This is a genomic window from Paraburkholderia sp. WS6, assembly GCF_030464835.1.
In the GTDB taxonomy this organism is placed as follows: domain Bacteria; phylum Pseudomonadota; class Gammaproteobacteria; order Burkholderiales; family Burkholderiaceae; genus Paraburkholderia; species Paraburkholderia madseniana.
Genome location: NZ_JALQCK010000026.1, coordinates 92,150 through 105,788, shown reverse-complemented (window position 1 = coordinate 105,788; position 13,639 = coordinate 92,150). Strand labels below are relative to the sequence as shown.

Genomic DNA, 13,639 nt, shown 5'->3' with positions numbered 1-13,639 from the left:
CTTAGTTTGCGCAAACGCGCATAAGAATCCACAAGGGATTGGTCATGCAACGCAACATGCTGAAGTCGAAAATCCATCGCGTCGCGGTCACGCACTGCGAACTGCACTACGAAGGTTCGTGCGCGATTGACGAGGACTTGCTGGAAGCCGCGAACATCGTCGAAAACGAACGGATCGACATCTGGAATATCAACAACGGCGAGCGTTTCTCGACGTACGCGATCAAGGGCGAACGCGGCAGCGGCATGATTTCGCTGAACGGTTCGGCCGCGCGGCGCGCGCAACTGGGCGATCTGGTGATCATCGCGGCGTTCGCCGTGGTCGACGAAGCGGAGCTGAAGGCAGGCTGGAAACCGGATCTGGTATTTGTCGACGATAACAACAAGATCAAGGGCAGCCGCGATCACGTGCCGACCCAGAACTGGACCTGAGCGGGATGTGAACCGGCCTTTCACCGCGCGGCACGGTTCCATGTAGCGGGCGGCCTCGCCGCCTGCTATTCACTTCAAGCCTTCTTACCGGCGCCGTTGGTCCATTGGATGATCGGCTGCCACTGCTCCAGATCCTTCTCCACGCGGCTTTTCGCGACGTCCCACAAGGTCAGGCCGTGCGCCGCCAGTTGCACGTAATTCTGCGTGTCGCGCAGGTAACCCAGCACCGGCAGCTTCAACCCCTCGACAAAGCGATGCAATTGCTCCGCTGAACGCGTGCGCGCGTCGACGCGCATGCCCACCACACCGATCTCGATTGCGCCTTTCCTGACCGCCTTCTCCTTCGCCAGCCGCTCGAGAAAATCCTGGGTGGCGAGAATATCGAACATGGAGGGCTGCAGCGGCACGATCACCTTGTCGGCCAGATCCAGCGCGATATTCAGGCGATTGCCGTGCAACCCGGCCGGCGTGTCGATGACCGCGTGTTCCAGACCTCTGGGCGGTTTGGCGGGGTTTTCCAGGTCGACCTCCCAGGTCTCGATGGCCGGCAACGCAGGCGGCCGCAGCGACAGCCACGCGTGCGAAGACTGCTGTCTGTCCATGTCCGCCAGCGCGATCCATTCCCCTTGCGAGGCGAAATAGCCGGCCAGATTGGTGGACAGCGTGCTTTTGCCCACGCCGCCCTTCGGATTCGCCACCACGATTACCGTCATGAATTCTCCCGGAAAGAAGGCTGGGCGCCGCCAGCCGGTTTACCGCGCAGTTTGCTCTGACTTGCGCCGATGTGCCCTGATCCGTGCCGGTTTCAGGTTCACCCGCCGATCCAGCCGTTGATAATATCGACAAATTCACCGGGGCCGAAGCCCCCAAACGGCTATTGACCGCCTTACATCACTGTTTTTTCCATCGAGGACCCGAATCTCATGAGCAAACTTCGTCCGGAATACTCCATCGAGCGCCTGCACGAACGTCAGAAGGGCAAGCTGCCCGGCTTGCTGGGCGTGCATGTTCTGGCGCTGGAGGAAGGCACTCTGACCGCGGAATTGACCGTGCGCGAGGAGTTGCTGGCGCCGAACGGCTTTTTGCATGCCGCCACGGTGATCGGCCTCGCCGATACCGCCTGCGGCTATGCATGCCTCGCCCACCTGCCCGAGACGGCGCGCAATTTCACGACCATCGAGCTGAAAAGCAATTTTCTCGGCACGACGACGGAAGGCACGATCCGTGCGGTTGCCAAGGCGGTCCATCTGGGTCGCAGCACGCAGGTGTGGGACGCCACCGTCACCGATCCGAACGGCAAGACGATGGCGCTGTTTCGCTGCACGCAGATCGTGTTGTATTGATTGACTGGCGCGGGGGGTGCGGCGCAGGGTCCGGAATGCCCGGAACGCCTGAAGTACGCATTCCTCAGCGCAACAAAAAAGCACGCGGCCACACGGCGCGTGCTTTTTTGTTGCCGGCGCGGCGGAGTGCCGGCGCGGTTTCGTGCCTGGGTGAACCGTATCAGGCGGCCACTGCGCTCGGCGCCTTCGCACCGCTCAGCGCCAGCGCCCCAGCGCCAAGCAGCGACTGCACAGCCAAAGTCACTGCCCAGAAAGCCGGATATTCCCAGCCGCCGTGCGGCGACGCGAACCCCCAGCCGTTATGCAGATGCTGCGACGTTGCGCCGAGCATGAACGGCAGCAGCACCAGCGCGACCCAACGGACCTGCACGCCGAGCAGCAGCGCAATACCGCCGATCAATTCGACGAACGCCGTCACATAGCCGAGCCAACCCGGCAAGCCGAGCGAGACGAAAAACTGCGCCGTTCCCGGCAGCGTGAAAACAAAGATCTTCTGCAAGCTGTGCGCGAGATAGAGAACGCCCAAGGCCAGACGAAGGATCAAGGCGGCCAGATCGGCGGAGCGGTTCGAGTTCATGACGAGTTCCTTTACGAGAGGGAGACGACCCGTATCGGGCGTCGATGTCAAGACTGTATTCGAACCAAATGAGGTGAAAAACTGCTTCTTGGGCTTTGATTATTTCCCAATGGGATTTAATCGCCACCATCCAGCCAACCTCGCTCAGCCAATCACAGCGAAAAGCTTCGAAAGATCGAGATGCTCGGCGAGCGTGTCGGCCAGACGATCCAGCGAGGCCTCACGCAACGCCGGGTAGTCGATTTTCTCGGCGTCGCTCAGCCCTGCCCACGCCAGCAGTGCGGCGCACGCGGCCGGCGTGTCGAACAGCCCGTGCACGTACGTCGCGAGGATTTGGCCATCGGCCGAGATCGCACCGTCGGGATGCGCGCTTGGCGTTTCGCCCAATTGCAGCGCGGGCGCGTTGAGCGCCGGGCCCTGCGTCTCGCCCATGTGAATCTCGTAGCCGGCCACCTCGGGCGACCCCGGCAACGCGAGATGCCCCGTCACGTTTTTGAGCGTTTTTTCGCGCGTCAGCACCGTCGAGTAATCGAGCCAGCCGAGGCCCGCGCTCGTTCCAGGCGCGCCTTCCACGCCGTGCGGGTCGGCCACTTCATGTCCGAGCATCTGCATGCCGCCGCAAATTCCGATGACGCGGCCGCCGTAGCGTAGATGCCGTTGCAGCACCGCGTCCCAGCCTTGCGCACGCAAAAAGGCCAGATCGCCCGGCACATTCTTCGAGCCCGGCAGGATGATCAGATCGGCCGGCGGGGGCGGCGTGCCGCTTCGCACGTAATGAAAATCGACCTGCGGATGTGCGCGCAGCGCGTCGAAATCCGTGTGATTGCTGATGTGCGGCAATACCGGCACGACTACCCGCAACATCCGGTTCAGATCGTCGCTTTGGCCGCTGTGCGCCGCGCGCAGCTCGGGGGGCAGCATGTCTTCGGCGTCGAGCGTCAGACCGTGCAGATACGGGACCACGCCAAGCACCGGTTTTCCGGTCTTCGCTTCGAGCCAGTCGAGCCCGGGCTTGAGCAAACTGACGTCCCCGCGAAAGCGATTGATGATGAAGCCGCGCACGCGCGCCTGCTCGCTGTCCGACAGACACGCGAGCGTACCGGTCAAATGCGCGAACACGCCGCCCCGGTCAATGTCGGCCACCAGCACGACCGGACAGTCGACCGCTTCAGCAAAACCCATGTTGGCGATATCGCGGTCGCGCAGATTGACCTCGGCTGGACTGCCCGCGCCTTCGACAAAAATCGTGTCGTACGCCGCTTGCAGACGCGCATACGATTCCAGCACCGCCTCGAAGGCGACCGGCTTGTAGTCGTGATACGCGCGTGCATCGAGATTCATGCGCGCCTTGCCGTGGATGATCACTTGCGCGCCACGGTCGCTCGTCGGCTTGAGCAACACCGGGTTCAGATCGGTGTGAGCAGCAATGCCGGCCGCCACCGCCTGCAAGGCCTGCGCGCGGCCGATCTCGCCGCCATCCACCGTCACCGCGCTATTGAGCGCCATGTTCTGCGGCTTGAACGGCGCGACCCGCACGCCGGCTCGGCGCGCCAGCCGGCACAGGCCCGCGACGAGCGTGCTTTTGCCGGCATCGGACGTGGTGCCCTGAATCATCAGCGTGCCGCGCGGCACAGGTACGACGTCATGCGGGTTCGAAATGGCGGTCACGGAATATCGGCTTGGGCGGTGAATAGACAATGAATGCGGACAATGAATGCGGGCGATGAACGCGGCATTATCCCATCGTGCCGGCACGCGCTGCACGCCGGTACAATCACGCGATGATTTCCCGCGACCTCACCTTCGTTCTCGGCGGCGCCCGTTCGGGCAAGAGCGTGCACGCCGAACAACTGGCGAACGACAGCGCCCTGCCCGTCACGTACATCGCCACCGCGCGCGTAGCCGACGACGCCGAATTCAGCGCGCGTATCGCGCATCATCGCGAGCGGCGTCCGGCGCATTGGGCTTTGCACGAGGCAGACGTGGATCTCGCCGGCGCCGTCACGCAAATCGACGCGCCGGGCCACTGCATTCTGATCGACTGCCTGACGCTATGGCTTGCCAACCTGCTGTGCCCACCGGACGGCGACGGCTTGCCGGTCGATCACTATCACACGCACTTTGCCGCTTTCGAAGCAGCGCTCATCAACGCCAGAGGCAAGATCATCGTGGTCAGCAATGAAATCGGTTTGGGCGTGGTGCCGCTCGGCGCGGAAACACGCCTCTATGTCGACGAACTCGGGCGGCTCAATCAGCGCATCGCCGCGTTGAGCACCCAGGTCACGATGATGGTCGCGGGCTTGCCCCTCGCCTTGAAGACAGCGGGAGGCGCGTGATGCTGTCGCTGCCTTTGATCGTGACGCTGGCAACGGCGGGTGTCGCCGTCGACCGTTGGCTCGGTGAGCCGCGCACCGCGCATCCGCTGGTCGGCTTCGGCAAATGGGCGATGCGCCTCGAAACGCACTACAACACCGGCCGGCGCTTGCGTCTCAAGGGGCTGCTCGCCTGGTCGCTGACGGTGATGCCGCCGGTGCTGATCGCCTGGTGGCTCGTCTCGGTGCTGCCTTTTTTTGCGGCCTGCGCGGTGCATGTCGTGCTGCTGTGGTTCGCCCTTGGCGCGCGCAGCCTGCACGACCACATTGCGCCGATCGCCGAGGCACTGGCGCGGCGCGATCTGGCACAAGCGCGTCTGCTGACCTCGCGCATCGTGTCGCGCGAAACCACTCATGCCGACGAAGCGGCGCTGTCGCGCGCCGCCGTCGAATCGGCGCTCGAAAACGGCAATGACGCGATCTTCGGCGCGCTGTTCTGGTTCGCGATCGCGGGCGGTCCGGGCGCACTGGGGTTTCGTCTGGCCAACACGCTCGATGCCATGTGGGGCTACCGCACGCCGCGCTATTTGCGCTTCGGCTGGGCAGCCGCGCGCATCGACGACGTGCTCAACTGGATTCCCGCTCGCCTCACCGCAGCGAGCTACGCTTTGCTCGGTGACACGCGCACCGCACTGCGTTGCTGGCGTGAACAGGCGCCGCGTTGGGACAGTCCGAATGCCGGGCCGGTCATGGCGTCGGGCGCGGGCAGTCTGAACGTATTGATCGGCGGGCCCGCGGTGTATCACGGCGCACTTGAACACCGCCCGACGCTCGGTTTCGGACACCCCGCGAAGGCCACTCATGTCACGGCGGCGTTGATGCTGGTCGAACGGACGGTCATTCTCTGGCTGGCAGTGCTGATCGTGCTGGCGTTGCTGAGTGTGCCCTTTCATGGTTGATCGAATAGCTGGCCACGGAGCCGATACCGGCACCGCGCTCGACGCCGTGGTTCACGGCGGCAATCTGCACGAAGCGGCCGAGCGTTACGGCATTCCGTACGCGCAATGGCTCGACCTGTCGACGGGTATCAATCCGCACGGCTATCCGGTGCCCCCAGTTCCCGCCGATGCCTGGCGCCGCCTGCCCGACGACGGTGACGGTTTTGCCGCCTGTGCCGCGCGTTACTACGGCGCGCCCGATGCAGCCCATGTGCTACCCGTCGCGGGAAGCCAGGCAGCGATTCGCGCACTGCCCTCGCTGTTGCCACGTGCTCGGGTCGGCATCGCACCGCTCACGTACAGCGAATATGCGCCCGCATTCGAGCGGGCAGGACATGAGGTCGTGCCACTCGATGTATCCTGGGACACTTTGCCCGACGCGCTCACTCATGTGGTGGTCGCGAATCCTAACAATCCCACCGCGGAGCATCTGAGCGCCAGCAAGCTGCTGCGCTGGCATGCGCAACTCACCGCACGCGGCGGCACGCTGTTGGTCGACGAGGCTTTCGCGGATACGATGCCTTCGGCGTCGCTCACGGCAAGCACCCATCGCGATGGGTTGATCGTGTTGCGTTCACCGGGGAAATTCTTCGGGCTCGCCGGCGTGCGCGCAGGCTTCGTACTCAGTGCGCCGGTTTTGCTCGATGCATTGCATCGTTCGCTCGGGGCATGGACGGTTAGCGGCCCGGCTCGTCATGCCGTCAAAGCCGCGTTTGCCGACGTGACGTGGCAGCAGCAGATGCGTACGCTGCTCGAGGGCGAAAACGCCCGTCTGGTAGGTCTGCTGCACGCACACGGTTTCGCCACACACAGCACGCCCCTCTTTGCATGGACCGACGATGCACGCGCCGCTGCACTGCATAAGGCGTTGGCGCGACGCGGCGTGTGGACACGGCTCTTCACGGCAACGGGCAGTGTGCGTTTCGGGCTGCCTGCCAGCGACACGGAATGGGCACGTTTTGAAGAGAGTCTGCGCGAGGCTGTTCGTTGATTCGACTCTCACGCCTCGTCGCCGCCGCGGCACTTTGTGTGAGCACGCTGCACGCGTATGCCGCGATCACCGTCACCGACGACACCGGCGCAACCGTCACGCTGCCCGCTCCCGCACAGCGCGTCATCAGTCTCGCGCCGCATGTTACCGAACTGCTGTACGCCGCGGGCGGCGGCGCGAAACTGGTCGGCGCCGTGTCCTACAGCGACTACCCGCTTGAAGCGAAGCAATTGCCGCGTGTCGGCGACAACAAGGCGCTCGACCTCGAACGGATCGTCGCGTTGAAGCCCGATCTGATCGTCGTGTGGCGGCATGGCAATGCCCAGCGCCAACTCGATCGCCTTCGTGAGATGCATGTGCCGCTGTTCTTCAGCGAGCCGCATCATCTCGACGATGTTGCCGTGTCGCTGACGAAGCTCGGGCAATTGCTCGGTACCTCGCCGACTGCCGACGCCGCGGCGGCGGCATACCGTCAGGACATCGCACGACTGCGCACGCAGTATGCGGGCCGCCCGCCTGTCAGCGTGTTCTATCAGGTGTGGGATCAACCGTTGATGACGCTCAACGGCGGACATGTGGTCAGCGACGTGATTACGCTATGCGGCGGCCACAATGTATTTGCGAAACTCGAGCCGCTGGTGCCGACCGTCTCGACCGAAGCGGTGCTCGCAGCGAATCCGGAAGCGATCGTCACCGCCGCCCCCGGCGCGACCAAACCGGACACCGCCTTGCCGCAACTCGACACATGGCGCGCCTGGCCGAGCCTCAAAGCAGTGGCGAACAACAATCTGTTCGCCATCGACGGCGATCTGATCAACCGCCCGGCGCCGCGTATCGCGCAAGGGGCGAAGCAAATGTGCGAAGACCTGGAGGTAGCACGCTCGCGGAGGAAGAATGGTGCGCAGTGATGCCGCTGCGAAAGTCGTGAAGCAGGCAGTGCCGCGTTAGCGCGAGACGGCGTCTGCCCGCTTGAACGGCCAGCGTTCGAATTCGGAAAGCCGCAGCCGATAGCGCGCGACATTGCCCAGATAGAGTTGATCGAGATCGGACTGGATCGCATCGACGAACGAAGATAGTTCCGCCGCATCCACCTGATTCTGTGCGAGCGTTTCAATCTCGCCACGCGTACCGGCAAGGCCACCGCGAATCACCTCCTGCACCACTTGTATCAATGCATTGCGATACTTGAGGCGAAACGCGTCCGGCTCGCCGATCGATTGTCGAATCGCCAGATAACGCTGACACGAGCGCTCGTATGCCCAGATGAAAACGTCGCGCAACAACTCGACACGATTGGCCTCGTACACCCCAAGCGTACCGTCGACGTAGGCCTTTTCGGGAACGTCGATGAACGACAGCGGACACAGATTCTGCCGGATCAGCGGGATATTCGCGGTCAGACGCGAGACCCGTTTGTTGACGTCTTCGAACGGCTGCAGATAGGGCAGGTGCACCATGCTGAAGAAAGCCTGCTCGAAGGGATCGTCGATCTGGGCGGCCTTGTTCAACACCGCCTCGAAGCATTCCGCGATTTGCTGCGGCACCGCGAGCGGAAAAAATACGGTGCCGCTGATCTCCACTTCGCGCGCGCGCAAACGGCCACTGGCGAACGGGTCAGACATCAGGTTGTCGGAGAGAATCGCGTGCAGGTTCAGTACGGTGAATCGATTGAAGCCCACTTCGTCCGCGCTCTCGACGATCATTTCGATCGCGGCCTTGTGATTCAGGATCATCTGCGTTTCCTGAGCGTCTTTGCCTTCCGCAATGTGCCCTTGCTCGATCAGCCGCACGGTGTCGAGCCGCGTGTAAGTATTACCCTCGAGCCGCGACGACGCCCACGACAAATCGATCAGAAGCCGGCTCATGATGTCGCGTGCGTAGGTGCCGGCCGGCCGCACATCCGCCGACGTACGGCCCCATTCATGCAGGCGTTCACGCTGTGCTTGCGATAGATACGCGTCCTGATTCGGACGATAGCGTTCGAGAAACGCACGGTTATAGCCGACCGGCCGGCGCTCGTGCAACGGCCTGTTCACTTCCGCGCGCACCTCGAGGCCCGCACTCGATACGGGCACGTAGGCCTCGCCGGAAGTGCTTGCGCCAGCGATAACCTGTGTGGGGAAAACAGCCTCGCCAGGAGCCGCAGTCTGCTTGTAGGACACTGCCCGGCCGGCACCTTCCGAGACGATCCGGCCTGCTTCGAGCAACACGTCGAGACGACGTTGCAGCGTGCGGCGTTGCATGGGATGGCGGCGCGCAGCAAGTGCCGCGGCAAGCGCACGAACGCCTCGCCCCTCGGCGCTTGCAGCGATGAGCTGCTCGATCAGATCCAATTCCTGCTTGATGCCACTGCTGTTCATGCGCGCCACCCTTTTGCCAATGTGTCGCAATAAATCCTAATCGCGACACTTTTTCATGACATTGTGGCACAAATCGTGCGAATCGTGACACTTTTTACGTCTTAAAGTGTCACGATTTCTGTTTTCGCGACAAATTTCCCGAAAAAGTGTCACGAATAAGGCTGAGCTGACGCGATTTGGGGGGCTGCAGGGACCAAGCCCCTTCCCTCACACATTCCACCTCACCAACGACCACTGCTGCGTCTCATCATCCCGGCGTAGCCAGACAATCCCCGCCATCTCCAACGACCAGCGCAGACAGCTTTCCACCGGCACCTCCAACACCAGCGAAGCGATCACCCGCATGACGCCGGCATGCGTGACCACGTACGCGGGCGACAACTCGCGTGTCTGCGCAAACGCGTCGAACCACGCCCGCACCCGCGCGACGAATTGCGCGACGCTCTCGCCGCCATGCGCACGCGCGTGCTCGAAGTTAGCCGCCCAGGCGTCGAGCAACTCGCGATCGATTGCGTCCCAACGCTGCTCCTCCCAATCGCCGAAATTCATTTCCTTCAGACGATCGTCGTGACTGAGCGCGCAACCGAAATCGTTCGCCATGACCGCGGCCAGTGTCGCGCAACGCGTCAACGGGCTCGACATCAACACACGCGGCGGCGGTATCTGCAAGGCCGCCAGTTTCAACGCAAGCGCACTCGCCGATATCTCGACGTCTTCGGCGAGCGCCACGTCGCTGTGGCCGTAGCACACCCCTGAATCGAGCGCGACGGCAGGATGACGGATCAGGACGATATCCATGCGAGCCCCACGAGGTAGATGCTCAGTTCAAAGATCTGTTGCGCGAAGCCGAGGCAGTCGCCGGTGTAGCCACCGATGCGTCTGACGAAATAGCGGCCCAATGCAAAGCGCAGCGCCATCAGTATGGCGAGCGTCACGCCGGCGAAGCGCCAATTCGGCGAATCCAGCAAGTTTGGCCAGAGCAACAACGGCAGACCGAACACCGCTGCGCAGAGCAACGCGGGGCCGCTCAAGCGCTGCGCAACCGGTTTGGCTTTGCCTTCGGCGCGCACGTAGTCGAGTGTGGCCAGATAGCCGATGGCGAACACACGGCTCGCGGCATGCGCTGCAATCATCAGACTTGCGGCGCGCATCGGCGGCAACGCGGTGAGCGTTTGCCACTTCAGTGCTAGCGCGATCACGAGCGCGATGGCGCCGAAAGCACCGATGCGCGAATCATGCATGATGCGCAACGCGTCCTCGCGCGTATAGGCGCCACCGAACGCATCGACGCAATCGGCAAGTCCGTCCTCGTGAAATGCGCCGGTGACGAGAAGCGACACCGCCATCGACAGGAGCACCGCCACGCCCGCTGGAAAGACATGCAACGCCGCGAGATAAACCAGCGCGCTCAATCCGCCGACCAATAGACCGACGAGCGGGAAATAACGCGCCGCCGCATTCAGATAGTGCGGCTCATAGCCGACCCAGCGCGGCACCGGCACGCGCGTGAAATAGCCGAGTGCCGTGAAGAAATAGCGGAGTTCAGCGAGCGGATTCATGAGTGAGCCGGACGCACGCTTCTGAATGACTGCGCGTCGTACAACAGCGCTTCGTATAACGGATTACACATCGCGATTTGCGACACCGGCCGATTCGAAGCTGGCCATTTCGTTCACGAACGCTACCGCCGCGCGCAGCAGCGGCACCGCGAGTACCGCGCCGGTGCCTTCGCCGAGACGCATATCGAGCGAAAGCAATGGCAGCGCGCCGAAATGATCGAGCATGCGCCGATGCCCCGCCTCGTTCGATGCATGCGCGAACACACAATACTCGCGGACGTTCGGTGCGAACGCATCGGCCACCAGCAACGCAGAGGTCGCGATGAATCCGTCGACAAGGATCGTCATACGCGCTTGCGCGGCAGCGAGATATGCGCCCGTCATCATGGCGATTTCGAAGCCGCCGAAGGTGGCGAGCACCTTGAGCGGATCATTGGAAACGGCGTGATGCGCGAGCGCGGAGGCGAGTACGTTGCGCTTTTTTGCGAGCCCCGCGTTGTCGAGCCCCGTGCCACGTCCGACGCATTCGTCGATCGGCACGCCGCACAAGCGGCTCATCAGACACGCGGCCGACGACGTATTCGCAATGCCCATTTCGCCGAAACCGATCACATTGGTGCCGAGCGCCGCGTGATGCCGCACACGAGCCGCGCCCGCTTGCATCGCGGCAAGTGCCTGTTCGTGCGTCATGGCGGGTTCGTGCGCGAAGTTGCGCGTGCCGGCCGCAACCGGAATGTCGATGAGCCCCTCCGTCGACGGCAACGGCGTCGCAATGCCTGAGTTGACCACTTCGAGCTCGACGCCGGAGACGCGGCTCAAGGCATTGATCGCCGCGCCGCCCGTGAGAAAGTTAGCGACCATTTGCGCGGTCACCGCTTGCGGATACGGACTCACGCCTTCCTGCGCAATGCCGTGGTCACCGGCGAACACGATCATCGCCGGACGTTCGACCGTGGGGTGTGTCGTACGCTGGATCAGCCCCATCTGGCGCGCGAGCGTTTCCAGCCGCCCAAGACTGCCGGGCGGCTTGGTCTTGGTATCGATGATGTGTTGCAGTTCGGCACGCAGCGTTTGATCGAGCGGTTCGACTTCGGTCAATTCCGGCAAACCTGGCAAAGAAGTCATAGACGTTTCTAAAAGAGAGAGTGTTTTTATAAAGCGCTTAGCCTGCCGGCGTGTCATGCGCCGCAGGCGATTCGTGACGCGAGCGCGGCGCGGGAACAAGCGCCTCATGCTCGCCGTCGCGAATCAGAATCAACGGATAGCCGAACGCACGGCTCGTCAGCGAGGGCGTCAGCACATCGTGCACCGGTCCGGCATACGCGCCGCCGTTCCCGTCGAGCAGCAGCGCATGCGTCGCGAAGCGGCGCGCCAGGTTCAGGTCGTGGCACGAAAACATCACTGTACGCCGAGGTTCGCGCGTCCAGGCGGTCAGCGCTTCGAGACAGTCGATCTGGTGGTGCAGATCCAGATGCGAGAGCGGTTCGTCGAGCAGCAATAACGGCGCTTCCTGGCACAACACTCCTGCGAGAGCAACGCGTTGACGTTCGCCACCCGAAAGCGACAGCACGTCGCGCGCGGCGAATGCGGCGAGTCCCAAAACGTTCAGCGCGGCATGCGCGGCAGCACGATCGGCCTCACCCTCCCAACCCCAGCCGGTCAGATGCGGAAAACGGTTCAGCATCACGATGTCGAGCACACTCGCGCTAAAGGCGTCCGCAGCGCTTTGCGGCATCAGCGCGCGACGCTGCGCGAGCGGCAATGGCTGCCAGTCGGCGAGACGCACGCCGTCGAGTTCGACATGACCCGCCGACGGCTGCGCCAGACCGGCGAGCGTGGATAGCAAGGTCGTCTTGCCCGCGCCGTTGGGGCCCGCGACGCACCAGATCTCGCCTGCGTAGAATGTATGCGTGAACGCGTCGAGCAAGGTGCGCATGCCCGCACGCAAGGTCAGGCGTTGCGCGCTAAGCGCCGAATGCGGGGCGTTGTGTGCGTTCATCATCGGCGCCTGCGCAACAGCATCCACAGGAACACGGGCACGCCGACGATCGACGTGATCACGCCGACCGGCAATTGCGCCGGTGCGATCACAGTACGCGCAATCAGGTCCGCGCCCATCACCGCGACACCACCACCGAGCGCCGCTGCTGGCAGCAGCATGCGCTGATCGTTGCCGAACGCGAGCCGCAGCATATGCGGCACGACGAGCCCGACAAAACCGATCGTACCGGCCGTGGTCACAGCCGCGGCGGCCGCCAGCGACGCCACCAGATACACGCGCAAGCGCAGCGGCATCACAGCAACGCCGAGTGCCTGCGCGGCGGCGTCGCCCCGCGGCAGCACATTCAGGCGCGGCGCAGCGGGTACGATCGCCACCAGCACGATGACGAGCGCGGCGAGCGCCGTCCATGGCATCGCGCCGCCGTTCAGATCGCCGGTCAGCCAGAACAGCATGCCGCGCAGCCGATTGTCCGGCGCAAGGTTGAGCAACAGGGTAATGAGGGCGCCCCAGCCGGCCGCGATCACCGCGCCGGTCAGCAGCAAACGCGGCGACGTATCCTGCGGCTCGCCTCGCCACAACTCACGGCGTGCGAGGCCAAGCACCAGCAGGATCGACACGAAGGCGCCGGCGAACGCGCTGGCGTCGACGATCCACCACGCACAACCGGCGATCATCGCGACCAGCGCGAATGTCGCCGCGCCGCCGGAGACGCCTAATACGTAGGGTTCGGCCAACGGGTTGCGCAACAGCACTTGCAGCAGCGCACCGGCCAGCGCAAGCAACGCGCCGCACGCGAAGCCGGCCAGCGCGCGCGGCAAACGCAGCGTGCGCACGATCTCACCGGCAAGATCGCCGGACTCGACATGCGACGCGTGCGACGGCAGCAACGCCGCCAACACGCGCGCTGGCGCGAGCGACACGCTGCCCAACGCGAGCGACGCCATCAGCACAACCAGCGCGACTGCCGCGAGCACGAGCCAGATCGCGGCCGCGCGCTTCGCGCTCATCACGCGCAACGTGGTCGTGGACATCGGGCTCGAGCTACGGTTCATCGGCGCGTTCTCAT

General features: G+C 63.7%; 15 protein-coding genes. 6 read left to right on the top strand and 9 right to left on the bottom strand.

The window, feature by feature from the left end:
- Positions 1-44 precede the first annotated feature (44 nt).
- Positions 45-431, top strand: coding sequence for an aspartate 1-decarboxylase (gene panD, locus M0D64_RS27625; protein WP_012432059.1), 387 nt, complete (start codon positions 45-47; stop codon positions 429-431).
- 74 nt (positions 432-505) lie between these two features.
- On the opposite strand, the gene M0D64_RS27620 is transcribed toward panD, so the two are convergent.
- A complete protein-coding gene (locus tag M0D64_RS27620) occupies positions 506-1,144 on the bottom strand; it encodes a ParA family protein (RefSeq protein ID WP_154562095.1) in 639 nt (212 codons plus the stop codon).
- A gap of 210 nt (positions 1,145-1,354) precedes the next feature.
- On the opposite strand from M0D64_RS27620, the gene M0D64_RS27615 reads away from it, so the two are divergent.
- Complete coding sequence (locus M0D64_RS27615) at positions 1,355-1,774, top strand: PaaI family thioesterase (RefSeq protein ID WP_154562097.1); 420 nt, start codon at positions 1,355-1,357, stop codon at positions 1,772-1,774.
- A 160-nt stretch (positions 1,775-1,934) separates the two neighbouring features.
- On the opposite strand, the gene M0D64_RS27610 is transcribed toward M0D64_RS27615, so the two are convergent.
- Together M0D64_RS27610 and M0D64_RS27605 are read right to left on the bottom strand one after the other, a co-directional pair.
- Entirely contained in the window at positions 1,935-2,351 is a 417-nt protein-coding gene (locus M0D64_RS27610; protein ID WP_266260041.1) for a DoxX family protein, read from the bottom strand.
- 144 nt (positions 2,352-2,495) lie between these two features.
- The gene (locus M0D64_RS27605) at positions 2,496-3,965 is read right to left on the bottom strand and encodes a cobyric acid synthase (RefSeq protein ID WP_266260051.1); all 1,470 of its coding nucleotides are present in this window, start codon (positions 3,963-3,965) and stop codon (positions 2,496-2,498) included.
- A 167-nt stretch (positions 3,966-4,132) separates the two neighbouring features.
- Here M0D64_RS27605 and cobU point away from each other — a divergent pair, with 167 nt between their 5' ends.
- The 4 genes from cobU to M0D64_RS27585 are packed head-to-tail and all read left to right on the top strand — an operon-like array spanning position 4,133 to position 7,560.
- Positions 4,133-4,687 carry a bifunctional adenosylcobinamide kinase/adenosylcobinamide-phosphate guanylyltransferase gene (cobU, locus tag M0D64_RS27600; protein ID WP_266260040.1) on the top strand — a complete coding sequence of 185 codons (555 nt, stop codon included), beginning with the start codon at positions 4,133-4,135 and terminating at the stop codon, positions 4,685-4,687.
- A complete protein-coding gene (gene cbiB, locus M0D64_RS27595; protein WP_154562103.1) occupies positions 4,687-5,622 on the top strand; it encodes an adenosylcobinamide-phosphate synthase CbiB in 936 nt (311 codons plus the stop codon). Before cobU ends, cbiB begins: the two co-directional genes overlap by 1 nt.
- Entirely contained in the window at positions 5,615-6,652 is a 1,038-nt protein-coding gene (cobD, locus tag M0D64_RS27590) for a threonine-phosphate decarboxylase CobD (protein WP_266260039.1), read from the top strand. The genes cbiB and cobD overlap by 8 nt, the downstream gene beginning before the upstream one ends.
- A complete protein-coding gene (locus M0D64_RS27585; protein ID WP_266260038.1) occupies positions 6,649-7,560 on the top strand; it encodes a cobalamin-binding protein in 912 nt (303 codons plus the stop codon). Before cobD ends, M0D64_RS27585 begins: the two co-directional genes overlap by 4 nt.
- 36 nt (positions 7,561-7,596) lie before the next feature.
- Here M0D64_RS27585 and M0D64_RS27580 read toward each other — a convergent pair whose 3' ends face one another.
- The 6 genes from M0D64_RS27580 to M0D64_RS27555 form a co-directional block, all read right to left on the bottom strand.
- A complete protein-coding gene (locus M0D64_RS27580; protein ID WP_266260037.1) occupies positions 7,597-9,012 on the bottom strand; it encodes a Fic family protein in 1,416 nt (471 codons plus the stop codon).
- A gap of 207 nt (positions 9,013-9,219) precedes the next feature.
- Complete coding sequence (cobC, locus tag M0D64_RS27575; protein WP_154562111.1) at positions 9,220-9,810, bottom strand: alpha-ribazole phosphatase; 591 nt, start codon at positions 9,808-9,810, stop codon at positions 9,220-9,222.
- A complete protein-coding gene (locus M0D64_RS27570) occupies positions 9,795-10,571 on the bottom strand; it encodes an adenosylcobinamide-GDP ribazoletransferase (RefSeq protein WP_266260036.1) in 777 nt (258 codons plus the stop codon). Before M0D64_RS27570 ends, cobC begins: the two co-directional genes overlap by 16 nt.
- A gap of 63 nt (positions 10,572-10,634) precedes the next feature.
- Positions 10,635-11,696 (bottom strand): nicotinate-nucleotide--dimethylbenzimidazole phosphoribosyltransferase, encoded by a 1,062-nt coding sequence (cobT, locus tag M0D64_RS27565; protein WP_266260035.1) that lies wholly within the window; start codon positions 11,694-11,696, stop codon positions 10,635-10,637.
- Between the two features lie 37 nt (positions 11,697-11,733).
- Positions 11,734-12,573, bottom strand: a complete 840-nt coding sequence (locus M0D64_RS27560; protein ID WP_266260034.1) for an ABC transporter ATP-binding protein — start codon at positions 12,571-12,573, stop codon at positions 11,734-11,736.
- On the bottom strand, positions 12,570-13,625 hold the full coding sequence (locus M0D64_RS27555; protein WP_266260033.1) for an iron ABC transporter permease: 1,056 nt from the start codon (positions 13,623-13,625) through the stop codon (positions 12,570-12,572). The genes M0D64_RS27560 and M0D64_RS27555 overlap by 4 nt, the downstream gene beginning before the upstream one ends.
- Positions 13,626-13,639 lie beyond the last annotated feature (14 nt).